A 19,163-nucleotide genomic window follows, 5' to 3' on the forward strand; every position below is an offset into this window, starting at 1 on the left:
AACGTCTAATTATCAGGCAAAAACTACTGGAAAACCAGTATTTTTTTAGGGTATGGGTACGGTTGGACTGTTGCAATAACAAATAAGCGACAACCCCAATCCTTCCTGTATTATGAAAACGATAGCCATTGCCTTGACCCTATTTTTTACCGTAGTATGCCATCTACAGGCCCAAAAAGATTCCGAAAACGCGCAAAGGGCTACCGGCTCGTACGTTACGGTAAGTCCGTTGCGGCTGTTGGATTTTCATGCCCCACGCTTGCGTGCGGGCTATATCCAACGGATAGCCGACCATTGGAAGGTGGGTCTGGACCTCGGACTCGGCGCCGGTACGGGCCTGCTTTCCCGACGGGAATCGGAGGATGATTTCCTATGGGAGGTCCGCCCGGAGCTGTACTATATCTTAAAACCGGAAGCGAGGACCCTAAAATACCTGTCCGCCGAGTTCTTTTATATCGGACAGTCGAATACGCTTTTAAACGATGTCTATGACACCGAAGACGGTATGGAACTGGTATTCGACCGGGCCGATTACGAACGGCAAAAATATGGGATGCACCTCAAATTCGGGCTGTTCCTGCAGTTGGGCCGGCATTGGGGCCTCAACTGTTATGGGGGGCTTGGCTTCCGTTGGACGACCATCTCTTTTTCCAATGTCATTAACGTCCGCGAAAATACGACCAGACATCGCGGCCATGGCTATGAGACCATTTATGATGCGGAACGCAACGATTTTAGGCCCAATCCGACCGTGGGAGTGAAGTTGTTTTATCGGCTTTAGTTCGTATTAAAGTACAATGGGGCACTCTTTTTATTGGCAACTTCGTCGTGTCAGCGAATGAAAAAAGGAAGTTTTAAAACATTCAGCTGTACTGATTAGGGGAAGCTTAAGACGGACTTCCTCTTTTTTTCGTATCTTATACTTATGGATTTACCAAAAGAAGTTTTCTACATACTCGTACCAGTAGTCTTTCTAGCGTTGGCGATGGCCTTGGTAGGCTATTTGACCAAAAGCAGCAGGAACTTTAGAAATAGCAGAAACAGAAGGGCGCGAAAGCAGTTTTAAGCTTTTTGTTAAAGCGATTTTCTACAATCTAAGGCTTGCTAACAGGTTTCTACCTGAAGTCTCGGGTACTGGCGTCGTATTTCTATATTGGGCGCTATTTTTGACTGAAAACCTTCTGTCCTTATATAGGATACATTGTTAGCCACTGGCTTTATTTCAAATCGTATTTTATTTCACGTTGTTTGAAAGCTTCGTTTCCACCTTCAAGGATTTCACAAACGTGCTCTTTTATTCCTTGTCTTTCTAAAATTATTTCAATTCCTTCATCAGCTTCTTTTGAGTTTTCCAGACTTCCCGATACGTACTGGAATTTAGCTCCATTTTCGTTTTTTGTGTCAACTCCATTTTGATTTGCGACAATTACTTGTTCTGAGTCAGCACCAACAACGATATTCGGATTATGAGTTACGACTATTATTTGTCTTTCCTTTTTCTTCTTTTTCAGGTACTTAACTAGCTCTTTGTAAATTGCACGATTATCTAAATCATCTTCGGGCTGGTCAATTAGTATAGGACAGTCTTTGTCGCTAAAGTCCAATAACAGCATTAGAACTACAAATGCTTTTTTACCTTCCGACATTTGATTAAATGTATCATCATAGCGTATATCGTAGGAAATATCAAAGAAATTTGTAGACATTAATTTTAAGGCTAAGCCTAAATGTGAGTTCCCACCTTTTAGTGTTAGAGATTGATTAAGAAGTTTTTCAAAAATCTCGGTAGTTAACTTAAAATATTGTTCAACATTTATATCAAATGAGGTATTTACAATTTTTTTTCCTTGGTCACTCTGTTGGTTCACACTCCAATTTAAAAGCTCCCTAAATTCAAATGATTTTAGTTTTGGAAAGGCGAGTATTTCTAATTTTCCTTCCGAAATATTTAACTTCTCCTTTATTTCTTCGATTTTGTTGTAGAAGTTTCTATGTGCTTGTATAACAGAGGTTTTGAAACTATTTATTTGTAATAAAAACTCCTCTATCTCTTTTTTGATTAATGTAATATCGGCAAGTTTGTCTCTTTGAATTTTTAGCTTTTGTTCTGTTTCTTTATAATGTGAGCATCCCCCCGAAAATAGGACAGGTTTTACATTAAACTAAGTTCTGGTTATTGATCATTATGCTGCTTTTTGTTGTTGTTTCAAATACCTTTTAAAAGGTATTTGATTGTCGATTCCCTGATGTCTTCTTCTGTTATTGTAATAGTCAAAATATCCGTTGAGTTGTTCGTATAGATCGATTCCTGAGTCTGGGGGATTGAGATAGATACTTTCATATTTAACGCTTCTCCACAGCCGTTCTATAAACACATTGTCTATGGCCCTTCCCTTACCGTCCATACTCAGCTTGATATCATTTGACAAGACCAGATGTGTAAACACCTCGGAGGTAAACTGACTGCCCTGATCGGTATTGACGATTTCCGGCTTTCCATGTTTCGTCATAGCCACTTCCAAGGTTTCTTTGCACCATTGTGCGTCCATGGTATTGGACACTGACCAGTTCAATACATAACGGCTATGCAGGTCTATGATGGCTACCAAGTACATGAAACCTTTGCGCATCGGTATATAGGTGATATCGGTTGCCCATACCTGGTTCGGTCTATAGACCTTCAGGTTCCTGAGCAGGTAAGGATACACTTTATGGGCCTTGTTGCGCCTGGAAGTATGCTTTCCCGGCATAATGGCACTCAGGCCCATTACACGGTAATACAAACGATCTATACGCTTTTGGTTCACTTTGTATCCCTTGTCCATGGTCAGCCAAGTGTGCATACGTTTGGCCCCTTTAAAATAGTGGTCGGCGTAATGTTCGTCCATCAAGCGCATGAGTTCCAGGTTCAGTTCACTCTCGCCCTTGGGCTTATAATAAAGACCTGAACGGTGCAATTTCAAAAGCTCGCTCTGTTTTGCGATACTTAGGTTGGAATGATCCTTGCTTATCATTTCTCGACGTTCTTTCAATGGTCTCAGCGCAAGGCGTTCTTTAAAAAATCGAGTTCCACTTTCTGCTTGCCTATCACCTTTAAAAGATGGTCCTCTTTTTCTTCAGCTTCGCTCTTTGCCGATTTCGGGCCTTTTATGAAAACCGACTCCGCTTGGGCCAGAAACTCCCGTTTCCAAAGGTTTACCTGTTGCGGTGATATCTCGAACCGCTGAGCAAGTTCTTGAGCCGTTTCACGCTCTTTAAGAGCCTCCAAAACTACCTTTGTCTTGAATTTGGGTGTGAATTTTCTTCGTGTCATATAAGTAAATTTAAGTTTCTTTTTGGGAACTTAATTTACTGTCCTATTTTCGGGGGGATGCTCAATGCTTATTATTCTTGAAGGTTTCAATTCCTTTGATATAACTCGCATTCTTCTCAATTTCCAACAGTTTTTGACTATTTGCTTTTAGAGTAGCAATATTTTTCTCTGAAATTTTGTCCAATTCTGAATTCCATTCATCTTGAAACTTGTTTTTAAGTTTTTCAAAAGAAGTTTTAACCTCAAATCTATTTGAATCACTCAAAGAGACAATATCAAAATCAATATCTTTATTTATGAAGAATTTCTCCTTTAAAGATTGAATTTTAGATATTTGCGAGTTAAGATTTTCATTTACTTTTAAGAGTTCTTCAAATTCTAGTTTAAGTTTATTGTAATCCTCTAATTCTTTCTCGGTGATTTGAATCTTTAATTTTAACTCAGAAAGTTCCTTTGTTAATTTCTCAATTTCGGCTTTAATTCCTTTTTCATCTCCCTTTTCCTTCAGTTTGATTCTACGTTTTATAAGTTCCTCTTGTAACTGAAATAGCTTATTTATTTTTGCTGTTATATCAGAGTTGTTTTCACTTGAAAATGATTCATAGTTGGTAATTAGTTGATTTTTCGTTGCATCTTGCTTTATTATTTCCTCCACCAAATTATCTAATTCGCCACCTTTATTTTTAGCTAATTGATACATGTAACTTTGAGGGAAGTATTCGATATTTCTGTCATTATTTTCAACTCCATCTTTCCAAGTTATCGACATTCCGGATACTATTGCATTCACAAAATCTGTGTACTCTTGATTGCCAAATTTCACAGGTTTATCGCAATTTAACTTTTTAGCTATAGCTCCTAACAAAACTGATTTTCCTGTAGACCTACCACCAATAATACAGTTTAGGTTTTGGTTCAAATACAAAGTTTGACTTGTAAAATCGCTATGGGTAATAGTAACAGAATCTATTGCTTGATAACCTGCTTTTTCTTGAGGTTTGATTTGTTCGATTGATACTCGTTCATCTGGTTCGTAGCCAATTTGTTTAATTCCATTAAAAGTCGTGTCTGCTTTTATCCAAGTATGACAATGATAGCTTTCTGATGGTTTTTTACTTCCATCATCATTGAACTCGTATGTGTCTAAGTTCTGAAAAGAATGAATATCTAGAGAATGAAGTAATCTTTTGTTACCAAATTCATTAAGCCAATTTTGATTTTTTTCATTCGTTGCTACGTTATTGCTAAAAAATGCTTTTACTTGAGAATATAAATGGTCTTTAAGAGGTTTTAATTGCTGGTTTTTTTCGAGATTACTCCATTCTTTATAACCAAGAAAAAGGAATGTTTTGTCTTTCCAAGCAGTTGAATTTACAAGTTCTAGAACTTCCTCGGTGGAAGGAATTAAAGATTCAAAACCACCTTTCAAAGTGCCGCCAATTTCGCTGAAATTTTCTTTTGATAGCTTTTTTGTTTTGTGAGCTTCAAGTTTCGAAATTTTAATGTTGTCAATAAACTCTTCTCTAATTTTTTTTATTTCGTTTGATAAATTTGATTCATCAACATCAAATAATATATGTAGATTAATTTTTTGAAGTCTGTTTTCATTTCCACTTCCAAAAGTGTCAATTCTAAACTCTAGTATCGGAAAGATTTTGTCAATATTCGTAAGCCTGCCTTTAGCCTTGAATTCCATTACTTTTTCATAACCGTCTATGAAATAATAATCAGTTATTCCAATAACCTTGACTTCTTTAGGTAAGTTCTCTAAACATTTAACGAACTTTTCCCAATTTTCAGGTGTATTTTTGTATTCTTGACATATTGATTCAGGTGTATGAATATGTAAATCCCATATTCTCCATTCCGAACCTCTTTCTTTTATTGTCATTCTGTTGGTTTTTTCAGCTTGTGACTATTAATTATGTATGAAAAATTACTTATCTCCCGTTAATTCCCGTAATAACTATCCCACACAAGATACCCAAACCAAGCCAATAAATTCGTACAAGAATCGACGAAACCCCTGTATATATCGTTTACCGTTAAAAGTGTCCATCACCCCAGAAACCGGGATGTCCATACGCCTATAATTTTCTAGCTTCGTAGGCGTTAGTCCTACATACATCGTATCATGAAACAGTCTTCTTTACAATACCGGTACTGGGTAGCAGTATGCTTTTGCTGTACCGTCGGTACTGGCTTCGCCCAGACGCCTGTCATCAATCTGGATTCCGTTGCCGAAGCAACACCGCCTAACATTGAATTGCAGAGCCTAGAGGAAACCGTAACGGATAGGCCCTATCCCATTTTCACCCCTCCCAGCTATTCCGCAGGCCAACAGTCGTATGCCATCGCCGATGTCCCAAGGCCACGTGGCGAAGGTATTTTCGGCTATGTCTCCGACCCGAACGATGATATAGATGCTGCGGCAGAGCTCCGCTTGAACCAACTGCTCTACGACTTGGAGGAAAAGTCCTCCGTAGAGGTCGCCGTAGTGATGCTGCCCAGTACCGGGGAGGAGGTACCAAAGGATTTTGCGGTGGAGCTGTTCGCGAAATGGGGGATCGGAAAGAACGATACCGACAACGGCCTTTTGATTTTGACCGTAATGGACCAACGCCGTACCGAATTCGAGGTCGGGTATGGCCTGGAACCCATCCTTACTGATGTGGTCTGTTACCGTATCGGGGTGAATGAAATCGTACCCTATTTTAAACAAGGCGATTACGGCGGCGGATTGTTGAGTGCCGTCCGACGCATCAAGGAATTTTTGGAAAACCCCGCAGCCATCGAAGAGGTTTATGGCTATGGCGTGGCCTACGAGGAAGAGTCCTCGTATAACTTTGGGAAAGGCACCCTGTTCCTGCTCCTATACACCTTGATCTGTTTCGTTTTCGGCTTTCGGTATTATGGTTCGGCCTATGATATTGAACGCTCTAAAGACGACTACTACGACAAATACCATCGGTTGCACAAGCTAAAATTCGGTTGCCTACATTTCTTGTTTCCGCTTCCGCTACTGTTCTTTTCCAAAATGGTTGAAAAAAGACTGAAACGCTACCGCTACGGGCCGCGTTTTAGTAAAATCAACGGGAAACCCTTGGTACTAAAGAACGATTATGACGAAATCGACTATCTCAAAGAGGTAGAACTGTTGGAGGAATCCCTAAAAGCCCTGGAATACGATGTGTGGGTCACCGAGGATGAGAGCGATTTGATGGTGTTGGAATATGAGGGCGCCAATGGCCGTAAGTATTCCGATTGCGAGGAGTGCAGCTATAAGACCTACGGCAAACTCAAATCGATCGTGACGAAGACGGCTACCTACAGCCATGAAGGGGAACGCATCGATTACTACGAATGCCGGAATTGCAATTACAAAAATGAAAAGGTGGTCGTATTAGCCCAGAAAGTAAGTGAGAGTTCCTCATCTTCGTCCTCGGGTTCATCGTCCTATTCTTCCTCTTCAAGCAGTTCATCTTCCAGTTTCGGTGGCGGAAGCTCCGGTGGGGGTGGCGCTGGAGTGAGTTGGTAGAGGGAATTTTTCCGTCGGGTGTTAAGTTATTGGGTTATTTGGTTAGTGGGTTATTGGGTTAGTGGGTTAGTGGGTTAGTGAGATAGTGGGTTAGTGAAATAGTGGGCTTGGCTTGCTTATTGGGTGTGCGTTGTAGGCTGATTCTATGGCGGTTGGATGTGTCGGTTGGTGTTTTCTGAAAAAAATGATACCTTTTACGACACTAACCGTAGGGCATTTATTTTGGGATTTCAAGTAACAGCCGATTTAGTCCCCCTTTTTCGAGGTCTCGTCACTGGGCTACAACCCTTTGCGGCCGCGCAGGAGGTACGTCTGGTGTTTCAAACGGAGGTCGCGAGTCTGTGTGCTTCCTATAATCCCGAGCAGGTGCTTTCTGAAATTACGGTGTTGTTGAGCCGTGTCATCACCTTTACCCCGCAATCCTATGCCGTTTTCGTTTCTTTGGGCCAATGTGCCGAGCATCCCGAGCACAGTTTGGTAGCTATTGAGAATACCGGGGTCGACCTTTCCAAAATGGGCGAAATCCTATCCGCCGTACGCCACGGATTGACTGTCACGCGCTTGGAAAAAGGGACCCGTTTTACGGTCATGATTCCCACCAAGGCGAACAGCGGTACTAGCAAAGCCGTTGCACGCAACGGGACCTTGTTGCCAAAGCAGTACCCAATGTACCATGCCGTTATCAATAAACGTTTGGCATCCTATTTTTCGAATACGGCCAATTTTGAAAGCGCAGCTGAGAAAAAAGGGGCCAGTGAGGGTGTTTTCTTGAAAAAGGTGAATGCGGTCATCTATTCCCATATGCGCGATGCCGATTTTAAGGTTGATTCCTTGGCCAGTGCGATGGCCTTGAGCCGCACCCAGCTCTTTCGTAAAATAAAGGCCTTGACCCAAAGGTCGCCCCAACAATACCTGCGTTTTGTGCGCCTGGAAAGGGCGAAAAAGCTCTTGCAATCCAATGAAAAAGATTTGAATGTCAGTGAAGTCTGCTACGCCGTCGGTTTTGCCAGTAAAAGTCATTTTACCCGTTCGTTTCAAAAGGAATTCGGGTTTAAACCTTCGGATTATAAATAAGGCCCAAGCGGATGCGATGGCGTCAAAAAGAAACAAGCGCACAAATTTTTGCAACATCCGGTCAATTTTCGTCCGAATCTCCCCCCTAACTTTGAACAGAGCAATCAATGCCTAATATAAAACATACCCAATATGGATAATCTTAAAAAGAACCGGGAATTTATCCTTCGTTATTTTAATGCCCTCTCGGGGAAGGACAAGACGCGGGAATTATGCGAACAATTTACCAACGATGAAAAGCTTTTGGAGCACATTGCTTTTTTTGAAGGCGCCTTTCCCAAATACGAGCTATTTGTCGAAGAGATGGTCACCGAAGGCAATAAGGTAGTGGTACAGGCCCGTGCGACGGGGGTTCACCAAGGGGCGTTGAACGGTATTCCGCCTACTGGAAAGAAGATGGATCTTCCCTTTGTGATCCGCTACACCATCGAAAATGAAATGATCACGGACATGTGGTTGATCGCCGACCAAATGATTTTGATGGAACAGCTGGGGGTCATGCCCAAGCTTACCGAAGCACCCACCCATTAATTAGCGACCGATGAGAAACGTACTATTTGTTTTGAGTCTGTTGGTGCTTCTATCATGTGGCGAAACGTCGACCACGGATACTAATGCGCAGACCACTGCCGAGCTGCAGCAATATAAAGATTTGGATGCTGCCGAAGAAAGCACTCAAAAATTCATTCAGGAGTACATACGAGCCGTGAACGCCTCGGATTGGAAAACAACGCTACCGAAATACCTGCCGTACGACCCGGAAGCATTTATAGCGGAACACACTGCCTTTAGAACGTCGTTTCCCAATTACGCAGCAACCATCAAACATTTGGTGGTCGAGGGAAATAGGGGCGTTGTATGGCTCAATGTTACCGCCAACTACGCCAAAACCTACTCCTTAAAAAGCCCTGACGCCGCCTATGGCGATGATTATTTGAAAGGGATAGAAGCCGAAAACCAAGCACTTTCTTGGGAAGAAGCCTGGTACTTTGATGTGGTGGATGGAAAATTCGGAAACGAGTGGGATTTTTTAAAGGACAATCATGCGGTGCTCAAGGCCTTGAATGCGGCACAAAAATGATATTTCGGCGAAGGCCGATTACGAAAAACAACCTTGGCCAAAGTCCGTAGGGGCAATCGAAAAGGGGCTGTCTTAGAAGTCTGATTTTACTATGTTGTCCCATCGAGCGCAGTCGAGATGTCTTGAACCTCATGATCTTATTGTTCTCGACTGCGCTCGAAATAACGGTATAGAAGCCTTTCTATACAGCCCTTTTTATTTTTCGAAAATCTTTAAGCTATCGACCCGGATGCTTAGGGTTCAAATGCTCGCTGCCAACCAATCCCCGACCTCACTGGTTTTATAGGCCTTGGCGCCATCGGCCAGATCTTCGGTTACAATGCCTTCTGCCAGGGATTTGTTCACCACGCGGCGGATTTCCTTGGCTTCCTCCGTCAAGCCGAAATCCTCGAAGAGCATGGCAGCCGAAAGTACGGTGGCCAAGGGGTTGGCGATATCCTTTCCTGCCGCTTGGGGGTAGGAACCGTGAATGGGCTCGTACAGGCGCGCTTTTTCCCCGATGGAAGAGGATGGCATTAAGCCCATGGACCCTGAAATGACCGAGGCCTCATCCGTTAGGATATCCCCGAACAGATTGGCGGTAATCATCACATCATAGTCGCTGGGCCACTGTACCAAACGCATAGCGACGGCATCCACGAACTCATAGGAGACTTCAACTTCTGGATAGTCCTTTTCCATGGCTTGTACGGTCTCGCGCCATAGTCGGGAAGATTCCAACACATTGGCCTTGTCCACACAACAAAGGCGTTTTGAACGTGTCATGGCGATTTCAAATCCTTTTTTGGCCAACCGTTGAATTTCGGCCCGGGTATAGGTCATCGTATCAAAAGCGGTATTCCCGTCATCTTTTCTGCCGCGCTCCCCGAAGTAAACCCCTCCGGTCAGTTCTCGTAAAATCAACAAATCGGTCCCTTCGATACGTTCCCGTTTCAAAGGTGATTTATCGATTAGGGATGGAAAGGTAAAGGTCGGCCGTACATTGGCGAACAAGCCTAATTTTTGCCTCATCTTCAAAAGTCCCTGTTCGGGGCGTACTTTGGCCGAAGGGTCGTTGTCGAAGCGCGGGTGGCCGATGGCACCGAACAAGACCGCGTCGGCATTGACACAAATCTCATGGGTCTCGTCGGGATAGGGTTCCCCAACCGCATCGATAGCGGCAGCCCCTGTCAGGGCAGGTTGCCAATTCAGGTCGTGGTTGAATTTTTTCGCTACGGCATCACATACTTTTACGGCTTGGTCGATTACTTCGGGGCCGATTCCGTCGCCGGCCAATAGGGCAATGTTTAGTTTCATTAAAAAAGTTTAGGAGTTTAGTCGTCTTGCCTACGGCAGACTGTTTATGAGTTTATAGGTGGCTTTCGAAATATAGAATTTTAATACGTTACAAAGTTTTAAAAATGCGAGATTATTAAAGCATACGATTCCCCCTTTGGGCGCTAGGGGGCTATTAAATTCAACATCTTCTCCGTCGCCTTGATCGCACTTACCGTCTGGTCGGAATCCAAGCCGCGGGAGGTGAACTCCTTTCCATCCATTTCCCAGGTGATGATGGTCTCGCAAAGCGCATCGGAATTACTTCCGGGTGGAATACGTACGGCGTAGTCCGTTAAGGTCGGCAAAGCCTTTTTTTGGGAGGCATATACCTTGTGTAGCGCATTCATAAAGGCATCGTACTGCCCATCACCTGAAGCGTTTTCTTCATAGGTCTTTCCATTGATTTCCATGGAAAGGGTAGTGGAGGGCTGCAAACCTTTCGCGTGGGTGAGTACATAGGACTTTACAAAAACACTTTGCTTGAAATCGGTATCCAACACGTCCGAAATGATGTACGGTAGGTCCTCTTTAGTGACCCGTTCTTTTTTATCCCCTAGTTCTATGATACGCGCGGTGACTTTTTTCAGTTCGTCATCGTTCAACGTCAGTCCGAGCTCCTGTAAATTCTTTTGGATATTGGCTTTCCCGGACATTTTTCCCAAGGCGTATTTCCGTTTACGGCCGAAACGTTCCGGCATCAGATTGCTAAAGTATAGGTTATTTTTACTATCGCCATCGGCGTGTATACCAGCGGTTTGTGTAAAAACATTATCCCCAACTATCGGTTTGTTCGAAGGAATGCCGACTCCTGTAAAAGCCGAGACGAGTTTGCTTACTTTGTAGAGTGCTTTTTCGTTGACATTGATTTTCATTTCGGGAAGGAAGTCGTTGATGACCGCGATAGCGCTGGCCATAGGCGCATTCCCGGCGCGTTCTCCCATGCCGTTTACGGTAAGGTGGAGTCCGTGACAACCCGCTTTTACCGCCTCCATGATATTGGCCACCCCAAGATCGTAATCGTTGTGCCCGTGAAAATCGAAATGCATTTTGGGATACTGTTGCACGATTTCGGAAAGGTACTCATAGGTTTCCGTATGGGTAATGATTCCGAGCGTATCGGGGAGCAGCACTCGCTTTATGGGCTGAGTGGCTAGAAAATCGAGGTATTCAAACACATATTTCTTCGAGTTGCGCATACCATTGCTCCAATCCTCCAAATATACGTTGGTAGTTATCCGCTGCTTTTTGGCCTGCGCGATGACCTTGGCAATGGCTTTAAAATGTTGTTCGGGGGTCTTTTTGAGCTGGTGCGTTAAATGGTTCAACGAACCCTTGGTCAATAAGTTCTGCACTTTCGCACCGGCTTTTTTCATCCATTCCAAGGAAACCCCGCCATCGATGAAGGTCAATACCTCGATTCGGTCTAAATAGCCCTGAGACTTCGCCCATGAGGTGATTTGCTTTACCGCGTCCAGTTCGCCTTCCGAGACACGTGCCGAGGCCACTTCGATACGGTCGACCTTCAACTCGTCGAGCAATAGTTTGGCCAGGGTTAGTTTTTCAGAGGCGGAAAAGGATACCCCGGAGGTTTGTTCGCCATCCCGTAGGGTGGTATCCATGATTTCGATGGTTCTTTTCATGCTGTGCTCTCCCAAAGATGCGGGGATTCGGTTTTGTGTTATATTGCGAGTCGCTGTTCCAATACATCCAAACGTACTAAAAGCTTTTCAAAAGCGCGCCCTTACGTAATCCGTTCCAGATTGATGAACAGTTTGCTTCGTCACGGAAATGCTCCTCGCAAAGTCGGTCGTCGTGGTGCGATGTCCTAAAGCGGGGTGTTTTTGGCAAAAGCCTCTATATCTTTTTTGATGTTCAACAAATAGTCGATATCATCGAAGCCATGGGTCATATTGCCTTTCTTGTATTCGTTGATGTCGAAGGACTCGCTTTCACCAGTCGCCAAAATCGTAACTTTCTGTTCCGGGAGGCTCACCTCGAATTCCGTATTGGGGTCCGCTTCGATGGCCGCGAATATCTTCTGTAGAAATTCAGGGCTCACTTGTACGGGCAACACACCTATGTTCAGGCAGTTCCCTCTAAAGATATCGGCAAAAAAGCTCGAGATCACACAACGGAAGCCGTAATCATACACCGCCCAGGCCGCATGTTCCCGTGAAGAACCCGATCCGAAGTTTTTACCCCCAACGAGAATCTTCCCGCTATAGGTCGCATCGTTCAATACAAAATCTTCTTTGAGGGTATTGTCCTGATTGTACCGCCAGTCACGGAATAAATTGTCCCCAAACCCTTCACGTGTCGTCGCCTTCAAGAAGCGCGCCGGAATGATCTGGTCGGTATCCACGTTTTCGATCGGCAGTGGTACCGCTGTAGTTTTTAGTATTTTGAATTTTTCGTAGGCCATAATTTTATCGCTTTGCGCTATGTGCTCGTCGCTTTGCGCTATTATACTTTATTTACTAGGTTATTGATGCTTCTCTTTGTCTTGTTGACTTCGTTATCCATTTCTTGATACGTAGCCTCATCGATATATTCTAAATCCCTCGATAGTATTAGAAAGTATTCCAATTCGCTGGCCGAGCCTTGTGAAATAATCAAAAATCTTTTGAATTCAGCATCAGACTCCCTACCACAGCCCTCTGCAATATTTGAGGGAATGGAGTATGCCGCTCTTCTCATTTGACCTTTGAGTCCGAATTCTTCCGATTTTGGAAATCGTTGTGTTTCTTTATACACGGCAAGTGTTATGGCATGCCCTTGTTCCCAAACTTTGTAATTTCTAAAATTTCTCATAGTAAGCACTATTTAGCGTAAGGCGTAAAGCGAAAGGCGCTAAGCCATTTCTTTTTGCATCAACTCCCGAGGATCCGTGACCCTTCCCGTAACCGCCGCAGCTGCCGCCACTAACGGACTCGCCAATAGTGTTCTGGAACCAGGACCTTGACGGCCTTCGAAATTTCTGTTGGAGGTACTTACCGCCAGTTTGCCAGGAGGAACTTTATCGTCGTTCATGGCCAAACAGGCCGAGCAACCGGGTTCACGAAGCTCAAAGCCGGCTTCGGTAAGAATATCCAGAATGCCTTCTTCCTTAATGGCCGCTTCTACTTTATGGCTTCCGGGTACGAGCCAGGCCGTAACATGGTCCGCCTTCTTTTTGCCTTTTACGATGGAGGCAAATGCCCTGAAATCCTCTATTCTTCCATTGGTGCAACTTCCCAAGAACACAAAATCGATGGGTTTTCCGATCATCGAATCGCCTTCGTCGAACTGCATGTACTGCAATGACTTCTTATATGTGGAAGCCCCGCCTTGTACCATACTGGAAGTCGGGATATCATTCGATATGCCCATTCCCATTCCCGGATTCGTACCGTAAGTGATCATGGGTTCGATCAAGGAACCGTCGAAGGTCAATTCTTTATCGAAAATGGCATCCGGGTCGGTATATAGTGTCTGCCAGTAATCCATCGCCTTGTTCCAGGCTTCCCCTTTGGGTGTAAATTCGCGTCCTTTTATGTAATGGAACGTGGTTTCGTCGGGAGCGATCATCCCGCCACGTGCGCCCATTTCAATACTCAGGTTACAGACGGTCATACGCCCTTCCATGGTCATATTGGTGAAAACGTCCCCCGCGTATTCCACGAAATAGCCCGTGGCACCCGAGGTAGTCAATCGGGAGATGATAAACAAAGCGACATCTTTTGGGGTAACGCCGTATTGCAATTCCCCTGTAATATTAATGCGCATTCTTTTGGGCTTCGGTTGCATAATGCATTGCGTCGCCAAGACCATCTCTACTTCCGAAGTTCCGATACCGAAGGCAATGGCTCCGAAAGCCCCGTGTGTTGACGTATGGGAATCCCCACAAACGATGGTGGCCCCGGGTTGGGTAATGCCGTATTCCGGACCCACTACGTGTACAATGCCATTTTTTTCATGTCCTAATCCCCAATACGAAATACCATACTCGTTGGCATTCTCCTTAAGCATTTTCAACTGATGTGCCGAAAGCGGATCAGCGACGGGTAAATGCTGGTTGATGGTCGGGGTGTTATGGTCTGCGGTAGCAAAGGTTTTTTCCGGGTGCATGACCGGAATCCCCCTGTTCTTTAATCCCAGAAAGGCGACAGGACTCGTTACTTCATGAACCATATGGCGGTCGATGAACAATACATCGGGCCCGTTTTCAATATGATGAACCACATGAGAGTCCCATACTTTGTCAAATAGTGTCTTTTTTGCACTCATAAACTTTGAATTCTAAGCCTACAAAGCTAAGGAAAGAAGGGCGCTTAGGAAATTTTTGCGGCTTAAAATTACGACGTTCAACCTAAAAATGGAGTGAAGAAAACTGAGGGAAATGATACGAAGAATGGAAAATACCACATCTTTTTGGATGTGGAATAACAACATCTTTAATGGGGAACGTGGTGTAGGGGATTTAAAAAGCGATACTTTCTTCTTCCTCCAGCGATGCCCTTCTTGAAAAGTAGGTCGTGTACACCCCAAATAGGGCGAGCAGCATAAGGGCTCCCAAGAGTATTTTACCACCAATTTTATCCATAAAACCAACTTCTGCCATACCGGCAAGCTCAATATTCGCTCTTTGTTTAATGGCCTTTAACTCGCTGTTGGTAAGGACCACATAGGCATCGCTATTGCCGAGGTACCCGACGATTTGAGGTTTCGAATGGGCATAGGCCAACCAAAATAGGTGACGGATTTCGTAATGACTCCCAATATCGTAATACTGGCCGTCTGCCAATTGAAATGCCTTATGATCGGGTAAATCCATGGTATGGATGATTTTTTCCTTGGTACCGAAAGGCAAGGGTATTTTCGCCCTTCCGAACGATAGTTGGGAAAAAAGTGCGGTGGCTAGGATAAGCAAGGCAAGGGTCGTTTTCATGATCGTGTTTTTAGATTGATGACTCCGTTAAAATGAAACAATAGGATTGTTTTCATATTGTAAAAATCCACGATATCGACATAGCCCTTCTAGCTGTTTCCAGTGAAAAAAATGATACGGATTTCAGTGTTTGGCCCCATCTCCTTATCGCTGACCTTCGACCTATAAAATAGTAGTCCTTTTGCGATTCGTTTATTGCAGCGGTAAACACGATTTGATACGGGCATATATTGTACCGAAGGCCGGGGCGCGAACGTTTGGCGACCCTATAAGAACTACACATCCAAAAATTTAAACCAGATGGCGAATAAATTGGTTCCAGGCTTGCGCGCGGCATACCTTTATGACAAGAACTGTCTTTTAGGCAGTGTGATATGTTTTTCAACCAAGAAATGTATCGCCCCAAGATCTGTATTAAACCTACTTGTTATGAAGCTGAAATCAGCATTTTTACTATCCCTCTTCCTTTTGGCCCATATCGCCATTGCGCAAGCCAACAATTTGCCCATTACCGTAGTTGCCAACGAGAGTATTACCGTAACCTTATTTTTTCCTTCGGAAATACAGCGCGTGATCAAACCGGCGGTAAACTATAGATTCCAATATGAACAACACGGCACTATGGGTACACTCGTGGCAAGAAAAGGGGCAGCGAGCAATTTAACGGTCATTACCAAAGACGGTAGTATATTTTCATTTTTACTACAGTATGAGCAAGAGGTGAACAATTTCACCTATGTTTTATCTGCGGACCATGCCATAGGTACGATCAATCCCTCGGCCGTACCCCGTGCGATTCCAACAGAGATGGAGGAACAGGCAACACCTCAACTTGAAGACGAAGCGGTACAAAAGCCCCGGAGTACGGAAACAACGACAATATCGGAGTTAAAACTTTCCGAGGAAGCGCAAATCACCTCAGTAAAAGAACCCCAGCGCATGACCCTGCGTTCCGAGGTCGGAGCAAAAGAAAAGACAGAAAAGGATTTTACGGAAAGCGAACAAACAGAAGCATATGAAGGTCTGCCCGAAGAAAGCAGTCTCTATGAAACCGACCGGGAGAGTTACTACGCTATTTTCTGCGAGAACCAATACAATCAAGATCTTCGGTCATCGAAATCCATAAAAGCCGGAACCGGAATCGAACTGCAGTTAAATACCCTTACCGCCGATAAAAATGAGCTGTATTTTATTTTTCAGGCAACCAATCGTTTGACCTCTAAATTTAAGGCAGAAAAGTTACGGTTTTACGTGCGCTCATCGGTCAAAGGCAAGCCGCTGCAAATAACCCCATTGTACATTTATAAACATCTGGAGGAGGTCGAAGCGGGTAGAACAAAGAAAATGATCTATGTTCTAAAGGAGTTTCGATTAAGCACGGATCAAAAGGTTTACGTGGTATTGGACGAAAAGGATGGGATGCGCAACACCGTCTTGAATATTGACGGCCAATTGATCAATGCCGTGGGCGAGCGCTCGTTGGCGACAACGCGCTGATGTCATTCAGATTTGAAGGTCCGTTATGGCCTTTGACTTTACAAGTTTTGGTTTAGGCTTCGAAAATATAAAAAGCCATCGCTATTGATATGGCGATGGCTTTTTGATATGTTATATTCTGTTATTTACTCCGTTTTCGTGGCATCAGAGGTTTGCGTTTCCTCTTCCTCCTCTTCATTTTTGCCAAAATAAGAACTGTAGATACCATACAGGATTATGGCACCTAAAAGGCCAAGAACTATCTTGCCCCCGATTTTATGAAAGAATGAAACTTCGCCCTCAGCTGGAATCTCCACTTCGGCGAGCGTAGCGATTTCTGTTAACTGCTCTGCACTGAGCTCAAGATATTCGTCTTCCCGACCATCGATATAACCAACGATTTCCGGCTCGGTATTGCTGTAGGCCAACCATACGATATGACTGATGGTGTATTTGCTGCCGATATCAAAATAGGTGCCATCGTCTAACTGAAACATATCGGTGTCGGGCAAATCGACCATTTTAATGATTTCGTCCGACTCGCCGTAGGGAATGGGAATTCTGGCACGTGTAAAGATAAATTGACTCAATATGGTCATACTGAGCACTATTATAGTGGAGATTGTTTTCATAAAATATTGGTTTAGGATGTATGGATAGGTTACTATAAAGGGAAACTATCGAAAATATTGCGTAGAGGGGCAACTGTTTTTAGAGGTCGTTTTCTATTGATGGGATTTTGATGCTATTCTTATTCATACGACGGGACTCGACAATAGCGCATCCTGCGAGAAGGAAATGAACCAGCTCCAGGTTGCGTCATTGAGGCATCGGCCCCATCCCGTACCATAGAAATCTAGAAAGACCTCAGAAGATTGAAGGCTACAAGAATCAAGAAACCTACCGTTCGTCAGACGTACTAAACGTTCTGTCTTGATGCTTATTTCTAGCCTCTTGATTGCCTAGAGAACGTGAACAACTTGGTCTACACCCGACGCACAGGGCAGTACCGAATCTTCCAACAAGGGGTTAAAGAACCCTACGAAAATACCATCCTCGAACCCATACCACATGATCGGGGCGGGGACGCAGGCGCTACTGGTTACCGTACAGACCCCCATGGGCATCACGTTCAGCAACGGGACCATCCTTCGACCAGCTCAGGAACCGTAACCCAAGTGGTCGCGAAAAGGTATTTTGGTCTAGTAAATTATAATTTTAGACTGCCATAGTCAGCTTCCGAGGCCAATCGTTCGGCCTCATCTACATTCTTGGAGGGAAGAATCGTCAAGGGATAGCTATCGCTGTCGATATCGATCCAGACGAGCTGCACATCGAATTCTTTTAAAGCGGCATTTAATTGAGGCAGGAATTCTTCGATATCCTCATCGATAAAGGGCTCAATCTTTTTAATGGGCTCGGCTAACCCTTCATGTTCCGGATGGTTCTTGAGTAATTTCATTGTGGTTGCAATAAGCTCTTGCGGGTCATCTTTCCAATCGAGTTCAACCAATTGGTCACGTCGTGCAAGTCCGTCTACAAAGGCGATCCATGGCAAGGAGGGTATGGCGCTATGGATGCCGCGTTCCTGCAATGCCCTTTCGAACTGGCCGAGATAGTTGAAAGGTTGGTTTTCGGCCAATTGTACTTCGGAAACAAAAGAATCGTCTTCTGAGATTAGTTTCGCCAGTTCCAGCAAAGGTTCTATTCTTCCCATATACCTAGTCTTTCCAGTGTACCATATCGTACGGGTAGTATTGCTGGTCTTTTAGACTACTATCGTCAAGTCCTAAGATTTTAACCAACGCTCCTGCTTCCCAGCACCAGTAACCTGTATGGATGTTCCATTTACTCTCATGGGTTTTGGTCTCCAAGCTTTTATACCACTCGGATAGGTACTTCTTCAACCTTTCCAAAGCCTTTACTTTATCCTCCTTGGAAAGTGTTACGATTTCAGCTATGCCCTTATAGGGTTTGTTCCAAAGAAAACTCTCCGTTTGTTGCCAATCTTGATCCCTATATTGGATGAGCAGGTCGATGAGATAATCATTAACATTGTCACGTTCGACCAGGCGTATTAATTTATTAAAATTTTCACCTTCGGTTTCCAGTAGAATGCCAATGGATAACATGGTAACCATCTGTACATAAACACTTTGCGCATCCCATGATTCTTGCATGGCATGGATATTAGCGATAAAAACGCTTTTCCCTTTCAAAACATCCTCGCCCAATGAATAATACGTCTCGAATAATTCGAGGTTATATTTAAAAAGGTTCTCATAGGTCGCGATAATCTTATCCTTGTCATTGGCAGAATCCTTGTTATATGATGCCAAATCATCCAATTCAGAATCTATGAACTCTTTTGTTTCTTCAATAATTTCGTTATACCCATCCTCGGTATTTAACTTATCTCTTAATTTCATTTGTATAT

General features: G+C 43.9%; 21 protein-coding genes. 7 read left to right on the forward strand and 14 right to left on the reverse strand.

Going from position 1 to position 19,163, the window contains the following annotated elements; genetic code table 11:
* Window positions 1-112 precede the first annotated feature (112 nt).
* The gene (locus FGM00_RS06985) at window positions 113-781 is read left to right on the forward strand and encodes a hypothetical protein (protein WP_138852205.1); all 669 of its coding nucleotides are present in this window, start codon (window positions 113-115) and stop codon (window positions 779-781) included.
* A 144-nt stretch (window positions 782-925) separates the two neighbouring features.
* Window positions 926-1,066, forward strand: a complete 141-nt coding sequence (locus FGM00_RS19780) for a hypothetical protein (RefSeq protein ID WP_175416197.1) — start codon at window positions 926-928, stop codon at window positions 1,064-1,066.
* A gap of 151 nt (window positions 1,067-1,217) precedes the next feature.
* On the opposite strand, the gene FGM00_RS06990 is transcribed toward FGM00_RS19780, so the two are convergent.
* The 4 genes from FGM00_RS06990 to FGM00_RS07005 all read right to left on the reverse strand — a co-directional run bounded on the left by FGM00_RS06990 (window position 1,218) and on the right by FGM00_RS07005 (window position 5,204).
* Window positions 1,218-1,868: an AAA family ATPase gene (locus FGM00_RS06990; RefSeq protein ID WP_394344425.1), complete on the reverse strand. Its 651-nt coding sequence runs from the start codon at window positions 1,866-1,868 to the stop codon at window positions 1,218-1,220.
* 315 nt (window positions 1,869-2,183) lie between these two features.
* A complete protein-coding gene (locus tag FGM00_RS06995) occupies window positions 2,184-3,014 on the reverse strand; it encodes an IS3 family transposase (RefSeq protein WP_138851357.1) in 831 nt (276 codons plus the stop codon).
* A gap of 23 nt (window positions 3,015-3,037) precedes the next feature.
* Window positions 3,038-3,313, reverse strand: a complete 276-nt coding sequence (locus FGM00_RS07000; RefSeq protein WP_138851358.1) for a transposase — start codon at window positions 3,311-3,313, stop codon at window positions 3,038-3,040.
* Between the two features lie 61 nt (window positions 3,314-3,374).
* The gene (locus tag FGM00_RS07005; RefSeq protein ID WP_138852207.1) at window positions 3,375-5,204 is read right to left on the reverse strand and encodes a hypothetical protein; all 1,830 of its coding nucleotides are present in this window, start codon (window positions 5,202-5,204) and stop codon (window positions 3,375-3,377) included.
* Between the two features lie 243 nt (window positions 5,205-5,447).
* Between FGM00_RS07005 and FGM00_RS07010 the strand changes: the two genes are divergently transcribed.
* From FGM00_RS07010 to FGM00_RS07025, 4 genes are all read left to right on the forward strand, one after another.
* Complete coding sequence (locus tag FGM00_RS07010) at window positions 5,448-6,851, forward strand: TPM domain-containing protein (protein ID WP_138852208.1); 1,404 nt, start codon at window positions 5,448-5,450, stop codon at window positions 6,849-6,851.
* 222 nt (window positions 6,852-7,073) lie between these two features.
* Window positions 7,074-7,925 (forward strand): helix-turn-helix domain-containing protein, encoded by an 852-nt coding sequence (locus tag FGM00_RS07015; protein WP_175416198.1) that lies wholly within the window; start codon window positions 7,074-7,076, stop codon window positions 7,923-7,925.
* A gap of 132 nt (window positions 7,926-8,057) precedes the next feature.
* Window positions 8,058-8,456, forward strand: coding sequence for an ester cyclase (locus FGM00_RS07020; protein ID WP_138852210.1), 399 nt, complete (start codon window positions 8,058-8,060; stop codon window positions 8,454-8,456).
* A 10-nt stretch (window positions 8,457-8,466) separates the two neighbouring features.
* Complete coding sequence (locus FGM00_RS07025) at window positions 8,467-9,006, forward strand: ester cyclase (RefSeq protein WP_138852211.1); 540 nt, start codon at window positions 8,467-8,469, stop codon at window positions 9,004-9,006.
* A gap of 240 nt (window positions 9,007-9,246) precedes the next feature.
* Here the strand turns inward: FGM00_RS07025 and leuB are convergent, their stop codons facing one another.
* From leuB to FGM00_RS07055, 6 genes are all read right to left on the reverse strand, one after another.
* Window positions 9,247-10,302, reverse strand: coding sequence for a 3-isopropylmalate dehydrogenase (leuB, locus tag FGM00_RS07030; RefSeq protein ID WP_138852212.1), 1,056 nt, complete (start codon window positions 10,300-10,302; stop codon window positions 9,247-9,249).
* Between the two features lie 143 nt (window positions 10,303-10,445).
* A complete protein-coding gene (locus tag FGM00_RS07035; RefSeq protein WP_138852213.1) occupies window positions 10,446-11,963 on the reverse strand; it encodes an alpha-isopropylmalate synthase regulatory domain-containing protein in 1,518 nt (505 codons plus the stop codon).
* A gap of 185 nt (window positions 11,964-12,148) precedes the next feature.
* Window positions 12,149-12,745: a 3-isopropylmalate dehydratase small subunit gene (leuD, locus tag FGM00_RS07040; protein ID WP_138852214.1), complete on the reverse strand. Its 597-nt coding sequence runs from the start codon at window positions 12,743-12,745 to the stop codon at window positions 12,149-12,151.
* A gap of 41 nt (window positions 12,746-12,786) precedes the next feature.
* On the reverse strand, window positions 12,787-13,134 hold the full coding sequence (locus FGM00_RS07045; protein WP_138852215.1) for a four helix bundle protein: 348 nt from the start codon (window positions 13,132-13,134) through the stop codon (window positions 12,787-12,789).
* Window positions 13,135-13,173: 39 nt separating this feature from the next.
* Window positions 13,174-14,589 carry a 3-isopropylmalate dehydratase large subunit gene (gene leuC, locus FGM00_RS07050; protein WP_138852216.1) on the reverse strand — a complete coding sequence of 472 codons (1,416 nt, stop codon included), beginning with the start codon at window positions 14,587-14,589 and terminating at the stop codon, window positions 13,174-13,176.
* A 193-nt stretch (window positions 14,590-14,782) separates the two neighbouring features.
* Window positions 14,783-15,250, reverse strand: coding sequence for a hypothetical protein (locus tag FGM00_RS07055; RefSeq protein WP_138852217.1), 468 nt, complete (start codon window positions 15,248-15,250; stop codon window positions 14,783-14,785).
* Between the two features lie 429 nt (window positions 15,251-15,679).
* On the opposite strand from FGM00_RS07055, the gene FGM00_RS07060 reads away from it, so the two are divergent.
* Complete coding sequence (locus FGM00_RS07060) at window positions 15,680-16,747, forward strand: DUF4138 domain-containing protein (RefSeq protein ID WP_175416199.1); 1,068 nt, start codon at window positions 15,680-15,682, stop codon at window positions 16,745-16,747.
* Between the two features lie 125 nt (window positions 16,748-16,872).
* Here the strand turns inward: FGM00_RS07060 and FGM00_RS07065 are convergent, their stop codons facing one another.
* The 4 genes from FGM00_RS07065 to FGM00_RS07080 all read right to left on the reverse strand — a co-directional run bounded on the left by FGM00_RS07065 (window position 16,873) and on the right by FGM00_RS07080 (window position 19,155).
* Window positions 16,873-17,358, reverse strand: coding sequence for a hypothetical protein (locus FGM00_RS07065; RefSeq protein ID WP_138852219.1), 486 nt, complete (start codon window positions 17,356-17,358; stop codon window positions 16,873-16,875).
* Between the two features lie 330 nt (window positions 17,359-17,688).
* Window positions 17,689-17,874, reverse strand: coding sequence for a hypothetical protein (locus FGM00_RS07070; RefSeq protein ID WP_138852220.1), 186 nt, complete (start codon window positions 17,872-17,874; stop codon window positions 17,689-17,691).
* 62 nt (window positions 17,875-17,936) lie between these two features.
* Entirely contained in the window at window positions 17,937-18,443 is a 507-nt protein-coding gene (locus tag FGM00_RS07075; protein WP_138852221.1) for a DUF6630 family protein, read from the reverse strand.
* Window positions 18,444-18,447: 4 nt separating this feature from the next.
* Complete coding sequence (locus FGM00_RS07080; RefSeq protein ID WP_138852222.1) at window positions 18,448-19,155, reverse strand: PoNe immunity protein domain-containing protein; 708 nt, start codon at window positions 19,153-19,155, stop codon at window positions 18,448-18,450.
* Between the last annotated feature and the right edge of the window lie 8 nt (window positions 19,156-19,163).

This window comes from Aggregatimonas sangjinii (assembly GCF_005943945.1).
GTDB classification, from domain to species: Bacteria; Bacteroidota; Bacteroidia; order Flavobacteriales; family Flavobacteriaceae; genus Pelagihabitans; species Pelagihabitans sangjinii.